Annotated in this window: 16 protein-coding genes and 1 pseudogene; 5 read left to right on the plus strand and 12 right to left on the minus strand. The window is 46.1% G+C overall.

Annotated features, from left to right (window positions below; genetic code table 11):
* Window positions 1–5 precede the first annotated feature (5 nt).
* The 10 genes and pseudogenes from H8K55_RS17710 to mltG form a co-directional block, all read right to left on the minus strand.
* A complete protein-coding gene (locus tag H8K55_RS17710; RefSeq protein WP_186943393.1) occupies window positions 6–1,265 on the minus strand; it encodes a branched-chain amino acid ABC transporter substrate-binding protein in 1,260 nt (419 codons plus the stop codon).
* Between the two features lie 379 nt (window positions 1,266–1,644).
* Window positions 1,645–2,526 (minus strand): annotated as a pseudogene (locus H8K55_RS17715) (23S rRNA (adenine(2030)-N(6))-methyltransferase RlmJ); the annotation flags it as partial.
* Between the two features lie 232 nt (window positions 2,527–2,758).
* The gene (locus tag H8K55_RS17720) at window positions 2,759–4,921 is read right to left on the minus strand and encodes a TonB-dependent receptor plug domain-containing protein (protein ID WP_230408688.1); all 2,163 of its coding nucleotides are present in this window, start codon (window positions 4,919–4,921) and stop codon (window positions 2,759–2,761) included.
* A 235-nt stretch (window positions 4,922–5,156) separates the two neighbouring features.
* Window positions 5,157–6,836 carry a sensor histidine kinase gene (locus H8K55_RS17725; protein WP_186943395.1) on the minus strand — a complete coding sequence of 560 codons (1,680 nt, stop codon included), beginning with the start codon at window positions 6,834–6,836 and terminating at the stop codon, window positions 5,157–5,159.
* Window positions 6,833–7,837, minus strand: a complete 1,005-nt coding sequence (locus H8K55_RS17730; protein WP_186943396.1) for an ABC transporter substrate binding protein — start codon at window positions 7,835–7,837, stop codon at window positions 6,833–6,835. The genes H8K55_RS17725 and H8K55_RS17730 overlap by 4 nt, the downstream gene beginning before the upstream one ends.
* A 307-nt stretch (window positions 7,838–8,144) precedes the next feature.
* Window positions 8,145–8,663, minus strand: coding sequence for a GNAT family N-acetyltransferase (locus H8K55_RS17735; RefSeq protein WP_186943397.1), 519 nt, complete (start codon window positions 8,661–8,663; stop codon window positions 8,145–8,147).
* A 103-nt stretch (window positions 8,664–8,766) separates the two neighbouring features.
* Window positions 8,767–9,156: a PilZ domain-containing protein gene (locus tag H8K55_RS17740; RefSeq protein ID WP_230408689.1), complete on the minus strand. Its 390-nt coding sequence runs from the start codon at window positions 9,154–9,156 to the stop codon at window positions 8,767–8,769.
* Window positions 9,157–9,217: 61 nt separating this feature from the next.
* Window positions 9,218–10,261, minus strand: a complete 1,044-nt coding sequence (gene holB, locus H8K55_RS17745; protein WP_186943398.1) for a DNA polymerase III subunit delta' — start codon at window positions 10,259–10,261, stop codon at window positions 9,218–9,220.
* A gap of 81 nt (window positions 10,262–10,342) precedes the next feature.
* Complete coding sequence (gene tmk / locus H8K55_RS17750) at window positions 10,343–10,984, minus strand: dTMP kinase (protein ID WP_186943399.1); 642 nt, start codon at window positions 10,982–10,984, stop codon at window positions 10,343–10,345.
* A 71-nt stretch (window positions 10,985–11,055) separates the two neighbouring features.
* Entirely contained in the window at window positions 11,056–12,051 is a 996-nt protein-coding gene (mltG, locus tag H8K55_RS17755) for an endolytic transglycosylase MltG (RefSeq protein WP_186943400.1), read from the minus strand.
* A gap of 102 nt (window positions 12,052–12,153) precedes the next feature.
* Between mltG and ygfZ the strand changes: the two genes are divergently transcribed.
* The 4 genes from ygfZ (at window position 12,154) to H8K55_RS17775 (ending at window position 14,994) form a co-directional block, all read left to right on the plus strand.
* Window positions 12,154–13,176 (plus strand): CAF17-like 4Fe-4S cluster assembly/insertion protein YgfZ, encoded by a 1,023-nt coding sequence (ygfZ, locus tag H8K55_RS17760; RefSeq protein WP_186943401.1) that lies wholly within the window; start codon window positions 12,154–12,156, stop codon window positions 13,174–13,176.
* Between the two features lie 9 nt (window positions 13,177–13,185).
* On the plus strand, window positions 13,186–13,467 hold the full coding sequence (locus H8K55_RS17765; protein ID WP_186943402.1) for a DUF4936 family protein: 282 nt from the start codon (window positions 13,186–13,188) through the stop codon (window positions 13,465–13,467).
* A 99-nt stretch (window positions 13,468–13,566) separates the two neighbouring features.
* The gene (locus tag H8K55_RS17770; RefSeq protein WP_186943403.1) at window positions 13,567–14,421 is read left to right on the plus strand and encodes a helix-turn-helix domain-containing protein; all 855 of its coding nucleotides are present in this window, start codon (window positions 13,567–13,569) and stop codon (window positions 14,419–14,421) included.
* 93 nt (window positions 14,422–14,514) lie between these two features.
* Complete coding sequence (locus tag H8K55_RS17775; protein WP_186943404.1) at window positions 14,515–14,994, plus strand: NuoB/complex I 20 kDa subunit family protein; 480 nt, start codon at window positions 14,515–14,517, stop codon at window positions 14,992–14,994.
* 78 nt (window positions 14,995–15,072) lie between these two features.
* On the opposite strand, the gene H8K55_RS17780 is transcribed toward H8K55_RS17775, so the two are convergent.
* Window positions 15,073–16,383 (minus strand): homoserine dehydrogenase, encoded by a 1,311-nt coding sequence (locus H8K55_RS17780; protein WP_186943405.1) that lies wholly within the window; start codon window positions 16,381–16,383, stop codon window positions 15,073–15,075.
* A 34-nt stretch (window positions 16,384–16,417) separates the two neighbouring features.
* On the minus strand, window positions 16,418–17,674 hold the full coding sequence (locus H8K55_RS17785) for a pyridoxal phosphate-dependent aminotransferase (protein ID WP_186943406.1): 1,257 nt from the start codon (window positions 17,672–17,674) through the stop codon (window positions 16,418–16,420).
* Between the two features lie 292 nt (window positions 17,675–17,966).
* Between H8K55_RS17785 and H8K55_RS17790 the strand changes: the two genes are divergently transcribed.
* Window positions 17,967–19,982, plus strand: coding sequence for a preprotein translocase subunit TatB (locus H8K55_RS17790; protein WP_186943407.1), 2,016 nt, complete (start codon window positions 17,967–17,969; stop codon window positions 19,980–19,982).
* Window positions 19,983–19,995 lie beyond the last annotated feature (13 nt).

Genomic DNA, 19,995 nt, shown 5'->3' on the forward strand with positions numbered 1-19,995 from the left:
GAGCGCTATGGACGTTTCATTTGACAAGACGTCGCTTGGCTCGCAACATACGGCTCAAACTTCTGCAAGGTTTTCCAGCCTAAGCCTGTGTTTTCCTGATCAAAGCGCACGTCTTTGCCGTTCACTTTTACCCAGTTCGACACATACAGCGCTTGTTGAAATTGATGATCGGTTTTGCGCATAGAGGCAGGTGTACCAAAGAAATCGATTTGTACGTCTTCTAGTGCAAAAGCAATTTTTACCGGGTCGAGATCAGCACTTTGTTTACTTGCTATCGTCATCGCTTTTGCGAGGCTGGCAATCATGGCGTAAGTTGATGTCGATGAAAAATCGTCTTTGTATTGTTCTTTGTAGCCTTGCGTAATCGCACTGCCGAGTTTGGAAAAATTATTGGGATGCCAGTAGCCAATCAACTTCACCTTGTCGATTCCTGCCTCTCCCATCGCCGTGGGTACACCGGTTGAACTCGCATAATAGGTATAAAAATTAGCGTTTAAGTTCATCTCTTTGCCCGCCTTTATCAACAAAGCTAGGTCGGTACCCCAGTTACCCGTAATGACGGCATCCGCCCCTGACGCTTTGATCTTATTGATGTAAGGAGAAAAATCTTTGACGCTGGCGATAGGATGTAAATCTTCGCCGACGATTTGTATATCGGGACGCTTACGTGCCAAGTAGGCTTTCGCCGCGCGCGCTACCTGTTGCCCATGCGAGTAATTCTGCCCTATCAGATACACCTTTTTGATATTTTTATCCGCCGCCATGAAGCTGGTTAAAGCCTCCATTTTCATATCGGAATTCGCATCAAAACGAAAATGCCAAAAGCTGCATTTGCTATTCGTCATATCGGGATCAATCGAGCCGTGATTGAGGTAGATAATTTCTTTGCCCGGGTTGCGTTGATTATGTTTGTTGATTGCATCGATTAGTGCTAGGCCAACTGCAGAGCCTGTTCCCTGAGTGACGAAACGATAGCCTTTATCTGCCACCGTTTTTAACAGGCTCAAGCTCTCTTGTACGCCCGCTTTGTTATCGAAAGCATCGAAAACGATGCGATGCTCTCCCGCCCACTTCTCGGTATTTGCCTTGTCGGCGATGAATTTAAATGAATTGAAAGTATTTAGACCGACCGGAGCAAATGGTCCGGACATGGGATCAATGACAGCGATTTTGATGGTGTCGGCTTGGGCGAACTGCGTGCTGATCGTTAGGGTGAAGATGACACTGATAGTCGATTTGATCAATGTACGTAGTGATATATGCATGAGACTTTCCGCATAAAATATTGGATGAAGAATCAGGTATGTTAGCGATGTCGCTCAGTGGAGGTTAGAACATTGAGATGTCATCCCTGCGCAGGCAAGGATCCAGTGCCTTTAGCTTTTTTGTGACGCTGAATCCTCCTAAATGAACTTAGCGTGAGCGCGTCTTCGATAAGTTTGCCGGACGTGCAGTGCGTTTGCCTTGACCTAAGTCACGACTTGGTGCAGCGGCAGTTCCAGTTCTCGCACCACCTTTATTTGCATCGGTTCTATTCGCATTGTTGGTGCGCAAACTACCAACTTGCGGGCGACCAACACCTGTTCCACGCGCACTACGATCAACTGGCGCACGAACCGGGCTTTTTATCTTAACGGTTTCAGTTTCACCAGATTCGATCTCGAATTTAGCACTGACGTCTTTACCCAATACACGCACTAAATACGGCATCACTTCACGCAATGTCGCTTCTAAAGTCCAAGGTGGATTGATAATAAACATGCCGCTGCTATGCAAGCCAAAACCGTCTGGGCTTGGCCCACTGATACTCAAGGTCACATTTAACCAGCCATTCGCCGGAATACGTTTTAAACGCTCTGGTAATTGTTTGGACTCTATGCGCGACAAGACCGGATACCAGACCGCGTAGGTGCCGGTTGGAAAACGTACCAAAGCGTCTTCTAGACAAACTTTAACGCGGCGATAATCATCTTTGACTTCATACGGAGGATCAATCAAGACTAAGCCACGGCGTGAAGGCGGTGGCAAAATTGCCTTCAAACCTTCAAAACCATCACCAGCATTAATCATGATGCGTTTGCCGCGCACAGTTTGACGTTCGCCCTGCTCTGCCTTGTGCGCTTCTAATTTACGAAAATTTTCACTCAGGATTTTGATTTCACTAGGATGCAATTCAAACAGACGCAATCGATCTTGTGAACGCATCACTTCATTCGCGCAGTAAGGCGAACCTGGGTAGTAGCGCATCTTGCCGCTAGGGTTCATGGCCTTGACCAAATCCAGATATACCTGCAAAGCGGCTGGTACATCATCTCTATCCCACAAAGGGCCGATACCAGTTTCGTACTCCGCATTCTTCATCGCGTAGCCAGTATCCAGAGAATACAGGCCTGCACCGGAATGCGTATCGACATAGGTGTAAGCCGTGTCTTTTTGACCGAGATAATTGAGTAACTCGATTAAAACAAAGTGTTTGAGAACGTCAGCATGATTGCCAGCGTGAAAACCATGGCGATAGCTCAGCATAGTGGGGATTCCTAAAAAGAGAGATCATGGACGAGAAGTACTGCCATTTCCAAGATCAAAAAATCGTATAAGGCCGAATTTTACTCTGTTTATGCTCTTGAGCCCGAAATCGGCCGCAAAAAGTGGGGATTCTACGAAGTATTCAGTGAGTTATTCGATGAGGTATTCAATAACAGTCGAATACCCCTCAGATTATTCACGCTAATTCTTAAGGGTTATACAAAATTTACATTCACATTTTACGAACCAACTGCAAAGCCAATGAGCGAGGTGCCATCGGAAAATCGTGTGGGATTGCTAGACCCGGTGCCAAACTAGGCTCACGTACATCGGCGTTAAACAGATTACGTGCATTGAGAGATAGTTCCCAGCTGTCTAATTTGGTACTCAGTGCCAGATCAAAGGTGGTGTAATCAGAAACAGGTGGGCGGGTGTCTCCGGCCGAGCGTTGGCGTCCGGCGACCCGGTTGACTTGCGGGCTAAGTAGTATGCCGGGTGCCATTTGCCAATTCAATTTAGCGAAGGTGTGGTGGCGTGGAGCGAGGCTAGGATCCGTACCGTTTTGTGGATCTCGCGCCTTTTGCCAGGCATGCTGGAAGCTACCGCGTAAATTATCACTGAGTTCCCAATTCAATTCTAGTTCTGCACCGTGTCCGTTGACTTGTCCCACATTCCGATAGCTTGCGCCGGGCGCTGGTGCTGGATTTGCCACGCTACGGATAATCGACGCCATGTGATAGTCGAACAAATTCAGGTTAACACCTAACTTATAGTTCGCTTGCCAGTTCAAGACTAACTCATGGGTAGTGATGGTTTCGGGTTCTAATGAAGAATTGCCACTATTGACTGGGTTAATGCCGTATTGCTCATTAAACGAGGGAGCACGAAATGCGCGACCAGTCAGCAATTTCGCCGTCACATCGACGCTCGCATCCCACACCAAAGCCAAGCGCGGATTCGTGGTGCCACCGAAGTCATCATAGCGATCATGCCTGATACCCGCCGTCATTACCCAATCGGGTAATAATTGCCATTCATCCTGTAGATACACATAATTGATATGTCGGCGGTGCGGCAAAATATGCGGTTGAATTGCATTGTAGTCTTGCACTGGTCCCGTTGGAATGGGTAAGCCCGCAGGGCTAAGTAAGAAATTTTTAAAGGTGGTTGTGTGATACAAATTTAAATCATCATGACCTGCGCCAATACGTATGGCATGCCCCTGCCAACCGTTATAGGCCGCAAATCCCGAGAGACGCACTGTGCGCTGCCATCTTCCCGGACCGCCTATCATCCCATCAGGAAAGTAACTAGGGCCGATACGAGCACCCGGTGGAAATAAAGCGATTCCTTGTGGTGTTTGCTCTGCCAGCCGCAAGTAGCTGAGTACCGCACCGAAGTTCCAGTCATTAATCAATTGCGCTGAGTTCCAGCTCAGGTCGCTGGTAAAGCGATTACTATCACTATGGTGCGTTGGATCAAGGGCGCTATTTACACCTGGACCAAAACCAATGTCGTTACGGATTTTGTAGCTACTACGCCAGCGCCAATTGCCAGTAGAAAGATCTAACTGAGCATCTAAAGCACGATATTCTGTATTGAGTGAGCCCGGCGCAACGCTGACATGTGTGCCGAATCGTTTGTCATTCAAGCTTTGTGCATCTTGATCAATGATGCTGTGCTGGCCATCTGTACGCCCCACTTGCAGATACGCCGCCACCGTCATATCAGCCAATTTCCCGCCATGCTGTATCCAAGCATCTGCAGTACGAAAAGAAGCAACACGTCCACCCAATGTCGTACCAGGTATTTCGGCAGCCGATTTAGTGATGATATTAATCACACCCGCAAATGCATCGGCACCATATAAAGCAGAACCGGGTCCGCGGATAATTTCAATGCGAGATACATTAGTGAGTGGCATGCTCACCCAGTTATTACCCTTATCACCGTTGTAGACATCGGTCATTGGGATACCATTTTGCAATACCAACACCTGCGGATTGATCACTCCATTGCCACCGATACCGCGTATCGCATAGCTAGTCGCATAAGTCGGCGCAATACGATTCACGTGGATGCCAGTCACGGTTTCCAGTACGTCGTTCAAATCATGAAGCCCCATCGCGGCAATATCTTCTGCTGTAATGACTGTGGCGACCGCAGGTGCACGACGTAACGTTTGAGAGTTACCGGTGGCGACGCTGATCGTGGCACGGTCTCCAAATACGAGTGCCAGATCTTCACCTGATTGCGCATTAGGATTAATGGATTGAGCATGCGCGATACTTGTGAAACAAGGTAGCGCCAACATCGCGACGAGGCTCTTTTTCAGGAGCAGTATATTGAAGTCTACTTTACTAAAGTCTACTTTATTGAGGTTTGTTTTACTCATAGATAAGCCTTGCAAGTGATCCAATGCGGGTGGCGTGAATAATATCGAATTGGAAGTAAAACCAATCGATGTACATACCTGCTAAACATATCTGTATCGCGTATAAGAATCATAGAATTAAAAAATTCCCCCGACAAGTTGTGCTTTCGTTTGTGTCGTTGAAAGTCGTCATTAGTGTATTTTTTTACGCAGTTTTTCTAAGTGGTTTTTGTAACGCGCAATGCAACGCAGAATACTAGGAAGCTATATTCTGTGGCGCTGCACAGGGCAAGGTAATCGTAATGCGTGTCCCCTTATCAAGCACACTTTCAACATTGATTTCCCCTCCCAATAAACCGGTCACCAAATTGTAGACAATTTGCATACCCAGGCCGGAACCACCCTGACCAAATTTCGTAGTAAAAAAAGCTTCAAAGATACGCAAACGTACCGCCTCGCTCATACCGACACCGTCATCGCTGCAAATGATTTGTACGTAATCTGGATGATGACTGCGGCTTTCTATAGTCAAACATCCATGATCTCGTCCTGCAAAACCATGCACGAGCGCATTTTGTATAAGATTGCTGATGACCTGTCCGAGTGGTCCGGGGTAACTATCTATTTTCAAACCTGGCGTTAATTTGGTCTCTATCTGGTAAGGCTTGTGCTTGAACATAGGTTGCGAAGCAAATAAAATCTCCGAAATAACATTATCAACTTCAAAGACGCGACGCATCTCTGTAGTTTGATCAACCGCGAGCTGTTTGAAGCCACGGATAATTTCTGCTGCACGCTGTACATTTTGCGTCACCATAGCGCTACCTTCTATACTTTGCGCGATAACTCGTTCAAATTCAGACTTGCGCAGACCACCAGAAGCCATAGCATCGACAATTTTTTGCAAAATGTCTTCTGTCGTTGATGCTGCCATCAAAGCATTTCCCAACGGGGTATTGAGCTCATGTGCAACACCCGCAACAAGGCGTCCTAACGAGGCAAGTTTATCGGATTCAATCAATTGTCTTTTCGCTTCACGCAAAGTACGTAGTGCTTGTTGTAACTCTGCATTACTACTACTAAGTGACGCCGTGCGTTGTGCAACCTTTTCTTCCAATGTGGCAGCATGGTTGGCTAATTCTGCATTAGTTTCTTGCAATTCTTGTTCCCGTTGCTCCAGACTTTGCATCATGCTATTAAACACTTGCGCCATACTGGCGATATCGCTAGGCCCATCTGGCACCGCTCGTAATCCCATTTGTCCTTTACCTGCTTGAGCCATCACCGTGGATAGCGCCCCTAAAGGTTGGCTCAGTCTATGTGCTAACAAACGTAGTAGCCCCAATAAAATGCATGAGAGCACCAGACCGACACCGAAATTAATGACAGCCAATCGGCTTACTAATTTTGATAGCGCAGCTTTACCTTGTGTCACGCGTACATAACCAAGTAATTCAGGCGTCGCTATATTCGCCTCGAATGGTGAAGCTGCGGCTGGCTTGGTGTACACGGGAGCTACAAAGCGCCAAGCCTCACTGGTTTCGGTCTCAAGATACGAGCCTGACATTCCAGTTTGTGGTTTACCTGCACGCATTTCTGCGACAGTTCCCCGGGTAATCAAACTGCGACCATCGGTGTACAGTAATTCGACTTGCAAGATATCCGTAAAAGACATCGCACGTTCAATGGGCTCGCGTGCATTGTCTGCACTTTCCGTCAATAAGGCTAATTGGCTTTGCTGCGCCACGCTGTTTGCCAAACTTAAACCTTGTTGTACTAAGGTTTCACGTACTTGCAGACTGCCCTGCCAAGTTGAAAGCAAAGCAGTCACTGATCCCACACTAAATACCCCAATTGCCACGGCGATAATTAGTTGTCGTCGGAATGTGGCATGCCGCAGTCGCGCCAGCCAATAGGAGAGGCTCAAGCGATTCATCGTTCGGGCAATAGCAGCTGAAAGCCGCTCTGAAATTGTGGTGTTACATCCAAACCTAAATGACTAGCCGTACGCGTATTCAGTGCGGCTTGCACATCACGCAAGGGCACCGCACCACGCGCTAATGGCGCATTGCTGTTAAGTCTGGCTAGTGCAGACCGTCCGAGGCTGCGCCCCAATTCGAGATTATCAGGATAAAGTGAAAATAAGGCCCCTCGTCGAACATGAGCGACATTACTAGAAAAGAGTGGCAGATTCTTATTCCAGCACTCCTGAAGCACCAGAGGTAACACGCTAGAATCATCAACTGCGAGTGGATCTTGCAGCAGCCAGAGCGCATCTTGTGAGGTCGCCTGCGCAAAGAAATCCTGGTAATAACGCAGGGCACCGCGTAAATCACTAACTTCTTGCGCTCGTAAATCTAGTCCCGTTTGTTTGGCGGCATCCTGCGCAAAACGCATTAGCCAAGCACTATGCCGTGCCGAATAGGCGACATTGACGCGTTTCGCAGTGGGTAATAAAGTTTTTAAGCGTTGCAGCAACAACGACGGATCTGGTGCTAAGCATAATATGCTGGCGTCGCGTGCTTCGTTTTCTGTTGGGCTGATAATGCCACCTGCGACCACGTCCACGCCCCGCTCTAGAGCGCTGGCTAAACGCATACCCGCGCGCCCAAGCGCAATCACTACCTTCAAGTCCGAACGCCGTAAATCAGCAACCATAGCACTTAAATCTGTGTCGCTTGGCACTGCAAGTTTATAGGTGCGCGTTTGTAATTTGTCGTCTATACCTTCCAATATCTTGGCAAAGACAGCGCGAAATGGCTCACCGATTTCTGGATACAGAACGGCTAAATTTTCTTTACGGGAAGTTTGCGCAAAAGCGGACTGAGAAATCGCGCAATTGATACCACTACCGACAAAACCACCTAACATCGCAGTCGACAAATAGCGCAAACAATCTCGCCGCGCGATACGATCAATATTTTGTCGCTGTCTCATAAAACCAACTGCCTTTCTAAAGCAGATCGTTTGGTATGGATAAACCCATTGCAGGAAAATGAGATCAACACTTCGAAGTCACCATCAGCCACTGTGAAGCGATGCATAGGAAAGAATCAATGGGAAATAAAATTAATGACGAACCAGCCATAAAGAAGTATAGGCTCTCGAATTGCTTGGGGTCAACGGAATAAATAGTTCTTTGTACTTGATCGAATAGGTGAATTCTATAAACTTAAGCACAAGAAAATTAAGAAATTGCACTAATTTTAATTGTTAATTTAAGAACAAATTAACATGACTCCTTCTAGTCAACCCGTTTACCAAAAATAATCAAATCACGCTCGATTCCATCCAAAGTCGCCACCCTAGGCATGTTCGCCCAGATTTCGAAATTAAATGAGGCAAACAAATTCATGCTGGGCACATTGTGTCCAAAGATGAAACCTAAGAGCGTATGGACTTTAATTTGAGGCGCAAATTGAATTGCTTGTTCCAGAAGGTAGCGACCGAGGCCGAGGCGACGTGTGGATTCGTGCAGATAAATTGATAGTTCGGCTGTGCCTGAATACGCTGGCCGTCCATAAAAATTTGAGAATGAGAGCCAGCCGATAATTTCACCCTGCTCGCTTTCGACGACCCATAAAGGGCGTTTTTCTGGCGTGTGTTCATGAAACCAATTTAGGCGCGATTCAACTGAAATTTCTTCTGTATCTGCCGTGACCATGCGCGACGCGACTGTGGAGTTATAGATGGCGACAATAGCGCTTAAGTCTTCTAATCGGGCGAGTCGGTGACTGAAACTAGTTGAGAGATGCTTGGACATGAGAAGGATTAGACTCAAAAATTCGGATCAAAATAAAAGCGCTGAACTCATTTTAAAAGTATCAGCGCTTGATGCAGATTTATAGGTAAAACGATATTGTGGTTTATAAGGTGTGCGTGGCACGTGAGGATCGTATCGTTGCACCCAACACTTCTTCGACGCGCGTTTTTACGCGTATACCACTTTCATCTTGCGGAAAATGTACACCTATTCCCTGCGATTTGTTATTGCCAGCGCCAGCTGGCGTTACCCACGCGACTTTGCCGGCGATAGGATATTTGCTAGGGTCATCAAGCAAAGTCAAAATGACGTAGATTTCTTCACCCAACTTATAGGACTTATTGGTGGGTACGAAGATACCGCCATTTTTTAAGAATGGCATATACGCAGAGAACAGTGCAGACTTTTCTTTAATCGCCAAAGAAAGCACAGAAGGCCGCGATGGCGAAGGCATATTTAATGGTATGCCGGGGTCTTGTGGTAACTCAGCCATAATTTTCCCTATTGATCTCTTTTACGTCCCCATTTAAGAGGAAAAAGGAATCCAAAAATACTTAGATAAAAGCAGAAGAATATTCTAACAGCATATCTTCTAAAAATAGCTTACCAGACAAGGGATGGCTCGCAATTGCCTGTCGATCTTGTGCATTTTTGATCAAATGCATCAATTTATCGAGGCTTACACGCTCTGCAAGTCTGGAAATGTCTGCCTGGTGTTTGGGATAATAGCGAATCAAACCAGTTTGTTTATACGAGAAAATATCATATAACCAACGTTGCATCCAAGAGACGGTACGCGGCATGTCCATTTTTTGCATCTTGTCGGCGGTTTTTAGACTCGCTTCCACATCGGGTTTGCCCAAGGTGCGCAATAGCTCATCGAGCTCTTTTAAATCCTCTGATTGCGCCATGTCTAAGGCTAACAAAGGTGCTCCGCCTTGTTGTGCCAGCCAAACTTCCGCGTCTTTTACGCCCTGCACTTTTAGCCAAGCTAAACCCTGCTCCTTCGTCGGCATCGTCAAAGGGAGTTTGTGGCAGCGTGACAAAATCGTCGGCAATAGTCGATCAATCTTATGCGAGACCAAAATGAACACCGTATTCGGATTTGGTTCTTCTAAGGATTTCAACAATGCATTGGCCGCGGGGATATTCAAAGCTTCAGCTGGATACATGACGACCACACGCGTACCTTGACGGTGCGTAGAAATATTCATGAAGTTTGCCAACGCCCGCACCTGATCAATCACAATTTCTTTGGACGGTGCTTTAGTTGATTTGGCGGTTTTCTTTTCTGGCTCTTCGCCACCCTCGCCGGTTTCTGCTTCCGCTGCATCTTCTTCATCGAGCAAACCGGGGCGAACACGACGATAATCGGGATGGCTATACTGATCAAACCAGTTGCAAGATAAGCAGTGAGTGCAGGCATGTCCGTCTTCTGCTGGTGATTCGCAAAGCAATGATTTAGCCAGATGTTCGGCAAATTGTGCTTTGCCTATCCCTTCTGAACCATACAGCAAAAAAGCATGCGGCATACGTTCGCGCATTGCCATAATTTGCTGCCAAGTATCTTGCTGCCAATCGAATAAGGTGTTGCTCATTGTTTGATTTCTGACCTATCTAGTTTGTGTAGTCTGCTGAATCTACTGGATTTGTCTAATCCATAGAATATCGGAACAAACTTAACGCGTAAGCTTGGCGCAAAGCGCATCAATTATTTCTGACAATTCTTGTTGTATTGTTTCTATGCTGCGGCTTGAATCGATGACTTTAAAACGCTGAGGAAATTCTGCAACGCGACGCAAATATTCATTGCGTGTATCGTTGAAGAAGTCACTTTTTTCTTGCTCAAACTTATCTAAAGTGCGAGTTGCATCCAAACGCGCTCGGGCAACTTCAACAGGCACATCAAACAGTAAAGTTAAATCAGGTTGTAAATGTGGATGCACCCACTGCTCAAGAGTGTTCAATTTATCGATAGCTAATTTACGCCCACCGCCTTGATAGGCGAACGTCGCATCAGTAAAACGATCTGAAATCACCCATGTTCCTGCATCTAATGCCGGTTGTATCACTTGAGCGATATGTTCGCGACGTGATGCGAACATCAGTAAAGCTTCAGTCTCTAAATGCATTTTTTCTTTTAACAGCAGGTCTCGTAAGGCCTCACCTAAAGGCGTCCCGCCTGGCTCTCTGCTTGTAATTACCTTGATGCCACGCTGCATTAATTTGTCTTGCACGAAGCTGATATGGGTCGATTTGCCAGCACCATCTATGCCTTCGAAACTGATAAATAATCCCGATTTTTGCTCTTTATTCGTCATACTTTTTCTCGTTTTTCTAAGTACTAAAATACTTAATGCTGATACTTAATGCTGATACTTAGCGCTGATACTTAGCGCTGATATTTATTCACCGCTTTATTGTGTTCGCTCAAATTATCTGAGAATTGGCTGGTGCCATTGCCACGCGCCACAAAATAATAAGCATTGCTAGGTTCAGGATTGAGTGCCGCCTTTAAGGCATCTAAACCCGGCAATGCAATTGGTGTCGGTGGCAAACCAGCGCGGGTGTAGGTATTGTAAGGCGTATCCGTAGTCAAATCGCGTTTGCGGATATTGCCTTGAAATTTATCCCCCATGCCGTAGATCACGGTGGGATCAGTTTGCAGCAGCATCCCTGTGCGCAAACGATTCACAAACACACTGGCGATCATGCCGCGTTCTGACGCTTGTCCGGTTTCTTTTTCTATGATGGATGCCATGATCAAGGCTTGGTATGGTTCTTTATAAGGTAAATTTTGAGCACGATTTTTCCAAGCTGCGTCGAGATGATTTAGCATGGCCTGATGCGCTTGTTGAAAGACTTGGATATCGCTACTATTTTTGGCGAATAGATAGGTGTCCGGATAAAACAAACCTTCTGGATGCGTGTATTTGCTAGCAATTTTCACCAGTAAATCACGATCAGAGAGTCCGGTTGTATCATGCTTGATAGATGGATGAGCATCAATTGCATTGCGCATTTGTTTAAAGCTCCAGCCTTCGATAACGCTCAAGCTTGTTAGGCTAAATTTACCCTCAACGATTTTTTTCAGTAATTGTTGCGGCGTTTCTTGGGTTTGCAATTCAAACGATCCTGCTTTTAAACTGCCCGCCTTGCCGGTAATTCGTGCTAAAGCCTCAAATAAATACGGGTGAACCGGAACGCCAGCGTCAACCAATTGGCGCGAAGCACTGCGTATATTGCTACCGGGTTTAATCGTAAAATCAATGCTCTTACCCACGTCTAACGGGGTATCGATCCAACGCATGAATGCCCAAGTGCCTCCTCCAGCAAGCAAGATCAGTAGTAAAGTACAAAAAACAAAGAATTTTTTCAAAGAAGCCATGTGAACACTAATCTCAATTTGCTGCGATAATCACGAAAAATCGCTGCCATTGTAAATGGAAGCATTCTGCATTGGAAAAAAAACTGGAAAAATGAACACACCATGAGCACAACCACGCAATTTTTGGAGTCAGCAGAAACGCTGGACATGAGCAAACTTGGTATTACGCAATTACAAAATGGGTATGTCTGCCAATTAAGTGACCAAAGTCTAATACAAGCAAGGGGCGACGATGCTGCTAGTTTTTTGCACAATCAATTAAGCAACGATGTTGAACATCTCAACGACACGCAGTCGCGATATGCTGCCTATTGCACCCCTAAGGGGCGCATGCTGGCTAGTTTTCTCTATTGGAAAATGGATGGCAATATCGTTCTGCAATGTTCCGCGAGTTTGCAACCTGCACTGCAAAAACGCTTACAAATGTTTGTGATGCGTTCCAAAGTAAAGTTAAGCGAAGTTTCTGAGCAATTTGCCATATTAGGCCTTGGCGGCAAAGCGGCAGAAGCCTTTTTATTAACGCAATTTGATCAATTACCAAGCGCGATCAACGACAAAGTAAGCAGCGACGATGCCGGCACTTTAGTTCGCTTGCATGATGCCTTTGATACTGCTCGTTACCAGTGGGTAGTCGCACAGGAAAAATTGACAGCAATTTCTGCGAACATGAATGTGAGTTTGTTAAAAGTCGATGCAAGCATCTGGCGCTTAGGAAATATTCATGCAGGTTTGCCACAAGTTGTAGAGCTAAGCAAAGAAAAATTCGTGCCACAAATGATTAATTTTGAATTGATCGGTGGTGTGAATTTCAGAAAAGGCTGCTACCCAGGTCAGGAAATCGTGGCACGTAGCCAATATCTGGGAAAACTCAAACGCCGCATGGCGATTGCCACTGTTAAAACTGATGTAGTCGATGTGGCGATGGAAATTTTTTCCGACAATGATCCTAGTCAGCCCTGCGGCATGATTGTTAGCGCAGAACGCAATTTCGGTGAGGGCTTTGCCTGTTTGGTAGAAATTAAATTAGCTGATCAAGAGCAAGGCAAAGTGCATTTGGGCGCTAGCGATGGACCAATACTAGAATTTTTGCCTTTGCCTTATGCATACCTTGATGTGACGGAATAATTTGTCACTATGGACTGCTACATTTACTACAAAAGCAAAATTGAACACGCAACGGAAATTTGCCGTAGCGTCGAACTCTTGCGTACAGGCTTGGCGGGTAAATTAGATTACCCGCCGCTTTTGCAACGACGACCTGAACCCAATAATGGTCTCATTACTTGGATGGAGATCTATCAAGACGTACCGCAAGATTTTGAAAAAATTCTTCATCTTGCTGTTATTCAGTCAGGTATCCAAGAGTTGATCAATGGAGAGCGCCGATTGGAATATTTTATGTCGGTTCAAAATTAATTTGAAGTTGTCTCGTTGAGACCGCTTATCTAGATTAGCTATAATTTCGCCTCAATTCTCACTACATATTCACCCCAATTCCATTAAGAAAACAGATTTATGGACTTGCAGATTTTTCCACCTTTACCACGTTTTAAACAACTACTTATGTATACGCTTTGGTTGCCACAACCAGCTTATCAAGCCTATATACCAGCGATCTTATCTCCCTCGATCATGTTAATGGTACGAGGTGGGGCAGAAATAGTGCATGCGAATGGAAGGCGAGCGAGCGTGCCCCGTTTCTTTTTACGAGGACCGTTTACCGAACCCATGTATGTCGAATATGCGCCAGATACCATCACAATGACGGTCTGCCTTATTCCCGGCATGTTATCGAAGACAGCGAATCTAGAAATAGCGAACTTACTCAATGGTTCTGTACCCATGGATCAAATTTTTGATCCAATATGTGTCGCTGCCTTTTTAAAGAAAATCGATGCGACATGTGAAGCAGGAGTCGATGCAGAAAGTAATGTACGTGATTTTCATACCTTTCTCAGCCAAGTTTTGCATGAGCATAAAAAGAATATCTTGGGCGACGCCATCGTTGCTGCACACAAAAAAATCTTTTTCCCCATGATGACACTTAGCGCCTATTTTGGTATCGGAGAACGTCAATTAGAACGTCGCATACGTACGACTTTTGGCGTCAATTTACGCGAACTGCGCCGCTTAGTTCGTTTCGGCTTTACTTTGCAACGTATCGCTAATGAAGGCTCAACATGGGGAGATCTGACCCAAGTTGCACAAGATTCTGGTTATTACGATCAAGCCCACATGCATAAAGAATTCCAAGATCTGGCAGGTATCAGTCCGACCAATTTATTGCAAAGAATCGCGGCAAAAGATCCAGCGTATTGGGTGTACCAACTTAGCCCAAGTGAGTTCCAAAATCTTTTCATACCGGGATAATGTCGACTCCATACAAATTTGTCGTTTTGATACAAGTATGCTTTTGCCAATCTAAGTAGACTCAGGCTCAATTTTTCCACTCAGGAGTTGAGCATGCAAGCACTAGAAATACAGCAAGAAGATCATGTGATTTTGGCGCGTCTGGACGAAGTTGCCGACCTCGTCAGGACCAACAGTATGTGGTACCTATCTTTTGGACTCGCTTGTTGCGCAGTCGAGATGATCCATGCAGCGATGCCGCGTTACGATATGGAGCGTTTTGGCATGATTCCACGTGCCAGTCCACGACAAGCTGATTTGATGATCGTCGCAGGTACCTTGACGAACAAAATGGCCCCTGCGTTGCGTAAAATCTACGATCAGATGGCAGAGCCTCGCTATGTCATTTCTATGGGGTCGTGTGCTAATGGCGGCGGCTATTATCATTATTCTTATTCGGTCGTGCGGGGTTGTGACCGGATTATTCCTGTCGATATTTATGTGCCAGGTTGTCCGCCGACAGCAGAAGCTTTAATCTACGGCATTTTGCAGTTGCAAAATAAAATACGCAGACAAAATGCTATTTTGCGATAGAGAAAAACGTAGATCGAAAAAAAGGGAAGCTAGTCGCTTCCCTTCTTGGTCGTCCGATCTAGATTCAGTTAGGCCAACTTAGCTCAATTCTTCCAAACGCAACTTAGTCACACTACCCGTCACCGATGCCAATGCCTCGATTCGTGCAATCGCCGCATCCACATTTTTCTCTTGCGTCTGATGTGTCAGCATAATGATGTCAGTACGTGACTCCCCTTCTGCTGGTTCTTTTTGCAGCATCGCATCGATAGAAATCGAAAACTCCGCAAGTATCTTCGTCACATCGGCCAATACACCAGGTTTGTCTTCGACGCGCATGCGCAAGTAGTAACTGGTGAATACTTCAGAAATCGGTAATACGTTCAAATCGCTTAAAGCATTGGGTTGGAAAGCCAGATAAGGTACGCGATGCTCAGGATCAGCCGTTGCTAAACGTGTGATATCAACGACATCCGCAATCACTGAAGAAGCCGTTGGTTCCGAACCTGCGCCTTTACCGTAATACAAAGTGGCACCTACCGCGTCGCCTTGCACCAAGACTGCATTCATTGCGCCTTCCACGTTAGCGATCAAACGTTTTTCTGGAATTAGGGTTGGATGCACACGCAGCTCTATACCTGCCTCGCTACGCTTGGTGATACCCAAGAGTTTGATGCGATAACCGAGTTGTTCAGCATATTCGATATCAGTCGCTTCTAATTTGGTGATGCCTTCGATGTAGGCTTTATCAAATTGCGTTGGAATACCAAATGCAATAGACGCCATGATGGTCAGTTTGTGTGCTGCATCGATACCTTCGATATCAAAAGTCGGATCAGCTTCGGCGTAACCGAGCGCCTGCGCCTGTTTTAAAACCGTGGCGAAGTCTAGGCCTTTATCACGCATTTCGGACAAGATGAAATTCGTCGTGCCATTAATGATACCTGCGATCCATTGAATGCGATTTGCCGTCAAGCCTTCGCGCAAAGCTTTGATGATAGGAATTCCACCTGCTACCGCAGCTTCAAATGCGACCATCACGCCTTTATCCTGTGCGGCTTTAAAGACTTCATTGCCGTGTTTTGCGATCAAAGCTTTATTTGCTGTGACAACGTGCTTGCCATTCGCGATTGCTTTCAGCACAAGATCTTTGGCGATATCATTGCCACCAATCAGTTCGATGACGATGTCGATGTCAGGATGATTTACCACTAAATTGCCGTCGGTGACGATTTCAACTTCACCTTTGACGATGTCTTTTGCACGTTCTACATTGCGCACTGCCACCATCGTAATTTCAATCGCACGACCTGCACGGCGCATAATCTCTTCTTGATTGCGCTTGAGAACATTGAAGGTGCCTGAGCCGACTGTGCCTAATCCTAATAGGCCTACTTTGATGGGTTTCATAGTTGCTTAATTTTAAAAAAAGATTGATTATAGATTATTCATTTACGTGCTTGGGCGCGAATTCACCTGTGCCATGACGACGACGATAGCCTTCAAGGAAACGTGCGATACGGCCTATTGCATCAGTTAAATCATCCGTGTTGGGTAGGAATACGACGCGGAAATGATCCGATGCGATCCAGTTAAAACCTGTGCCCTGCACGAGTAAAACGCGTTGTTCAACCAAGAGATCTTGGATGAAAGCCTGATCGTCTTCTATTGGGTAAATAGCAGGATCAAGTTTGGGGAACATATACAGCGCGGCTTTTGGCTTGACGCATGTCACCCCAGGTATTGCGGTTAATAATTTGTGCGCAAGATCGCGCTGCTTCAATAGCCGGCCACCAGGGCCGACTAAATCTTTAATACTTTGATAGCCACCTAATGCCGTCTGGATCGCGAATTGTCCTGGTGCATTTGAACATAGACGCATCGATGCCAACATATTCAGACCTTCGATGTAATCTTTGGCATGACGTTTTTCACCGGAAATCACCATCCAACCCGCGCGATAACCGCAAGAACGATAGTTTTTGGAAATGCCGTTTAAGGTCAGGAATAAAACATCGTCCGCCAAAGAGGCGATCGAAGTGTGTTCTGCTTCATCGTATAAAGTTTTATCGTAAATCTCGTCTGCAAACACGATTAATTGTTTCTCGCGGGCGATGTCGACAATCTTTTGTAATACTTCTACCGGATATAAAGCACCCGTCGGATTGTTCGGATTAATGACGACGATGGCTTTGGTATTCGCAGTGATTTTGCGTTTGATATCCTCGATATCTGGCATCCAATCAGCACTTTCATCGCAGATGTAATGCACAGGTTTGCCACCAGAGAGGCTGACAGCCGCTGTCCACAAAGGATAGTCCGGCGCAGGTACCAAAACTTCATCGCCAGGATTTAGCAAGGCATTCATACCCATGACAATCAATTCAGATGCGCCATTGCCGATATAAATATCCTCCATGGTCACGCCGTGGATTTTCTTTTCCTGCGTGTAGTGCATGATGGATTTACGTGGTGCAAACATCCCTTTTGAGTCTGTGTAGCCCGCGGCACCTTGCATGTTCAAAATCATATCCTGGACGATTTCGTCCGGTGGACCAAAGTTGAATACGGCCAGATTGCCGATATTTAACTTGATGATTTTCTGACCTTCTTCTTCCATCTGCTTGGCCTTCTCTAATACGGGGCCGCGGATGTCATAACAAACGTCTGCAAGTTTTTGGGATTTTTGGATGGGGCGCACGAGACTGCTTTCAAAAGGTGAATTAAAAAATGCTGCACTGCCGAATGATCCATTCTGCCCAAAGCTCCCTATTTTATCAATGTGTTTTGCCAAATTATTTAAGGAGATTTGCTTTCAGACGCGGTTTTACTCTTGGCTTTTACGCTTTAGGCACAATTTAAAGGATTAAATGTGTTAAATCTCCGCAGGAAATCTGCGATCAATGCCTACTCTGTTGAGGAACTACTTGACATAGATGTCATCTATCTACGGTAAAAATGCAAGAATGCATTCAACCACTCATGAAGAATACATGCTAAAAACACTATTAATAGAACTTAACGGTCCCTCTTTTAACGAGCGTAATGAGCCTAACGACTCTAATCCCATTCCTCTACTCGTGAGACTGTTTGCGCTGCTACGCCCGACGACTCGCTATAGCACTTCACAATTGCCCACCGTTATCGCACTGCTGCAGTCCGAACCAGAATTAGCAGTCGGCCTACGGAATACCTTGCTTCGTTTGTTTTCCCAAAGACATGCAGTCTTGTTGCTGGCGACTTCTGGAATTTACCCTGCGACTGGCGTTTTCTCTGAAACCTTAAGACGGATTTCGCACAAGTTGCTTCCAGAAGTTGACGATGTTACTCAGCTCAAAGATGGATTGCGTGAATTATTGCAAGCAAGTGATGCGCATTGGTTGTCTGAAAGTCGCTTGGAAGACTGGCAGCAATTGATTGATTTACTAGGCTTTAACGCCGTTGCCTCCGATGTTGGTAGTTCATCTTTGATGGCGGATACTTTAGAAGCCTTGCGAGTGGTCGCGCACAGGATTGCAGCGGCAGGCCTAGAAACTGAGATGTTAAGACTCGATCCAGCATTGGAAAATCATGGTTCACCGTTCTTAGGCGTGTGCGAGGAGGCACTCGATTTAGCAAAATCCATAGAAACGCAACTGAGTACAGATGAGTCCAAGATCGATACCGTCAATATGGATATCGCCCAGCTAGAGGTGCTCGTAGCACAAGCACGTGCGGCGATTGCGCGTATCCGTAAACGTGCGCAGCAGCAAGGCGCAAGCTTTCACCTGACTTTTCATTTAAGGCGATTACAGCAACATTTAGATCGATTAGTCACGCTGAGTAATTTGCTTGCTAGCCATGTACGCCATGATCGCCAAATATGGATAACGCAGATCGCGGCCTTGTGGCAAGAGTTGGCGGTGGCTGAGTGTAGTCAAAATAAGGTCAGGGATTTTTGGAAGAAAAATGCTGAGTTAGTTGCCTTGCGCGTCACTGAAAACGCTGGCCGTAGCGGAGAGCACTACATCACAGAAACGCGCAAAGATTATTTCACCATGCTAAGAGCCGCGGCAGGTGGCGGTTTGGCTGTCGCCTTGGTTGCCGCTCTTAAGATTAATATCAGTGCACGCGGTTTAGCCCCCTTAGCCGAAGTTCTTGCGAATTGTCTGAATTATGGTTTCGGCTTCGTACTCATTCACTTACTCCACTTTTCAGTCGCAACTAAGCAGCCGGCCATGACAGCGAACGCGATTGCAGCCGCAATTGGTGAAATTCAAGACAATCCTCGCGAACGCAAACATGACTTGGAACCTCTAGTAACCTTGGTGGCGCGCACCATGCGCACCCAGCTTGCCGCCATTGTGGGGAATATCGGTTTGGCGATTCCGGTAGCTTTGATGATTGCCTACATGGTACAACATATGAGTGGGGTGCACTTTGTCTCGCCCGAAAAAGCTAAACATCTCTTGCAAGATATTAATTTGTTTAGCGCAGGTACGTTGATTTTTGGCGGTGTGGCGGGCGTGTGCTTGTTTTTGGCGGGTTTGATTGCCGGCTATTACGACAATCTTTGTAGCTATAGCCGAATACCCGAAAGGCTCAATCAATTGAAATGGGCGCAAAGTTTATTTGGCAAAGACAGGTGGCAACGAGTCAGTGACTATATTCGAAATAATTTGGGTGTGTTAGCAGGTAATTTTTTCCTAGGTTTTCTGCTCGGGGGAGCCGCGGGCTTGGGCGCATTGCTCGGTTTACCGATTGATGTAAGACATACGACTTTATCCTCCGCAATGTGGGGCTATTCTTTGTTTGCCCTTAATTTTCAAGTGCCGTGGCAATTGATTGTGAGCACAGCGCTAGGTTTTCTTGGCATAGGCATGATGAATCTCGGCGTCAGTTTTTATCTGGCTCTATCCGTCGCTTTAAGGGCACGTGGGGTGGACTTTACCCAGCGATTGGCATTGTTGCGCGCGATTGGTCGTCGCTTTAGAAACTGTCCGCGAGATTTTTTATTACCACCCAAATAATATGCAGCTACGT

Source organism: Affinundibacterium flavidum, assembly GCF_014284175.1.
Taxonomy (GTDB): Bacteria; Pseudomonadota; Gammaproteobacteria; order Burkholderiales; family Burkholderiaceae_D; genus Undibacterium; species Undibacterium flavidum.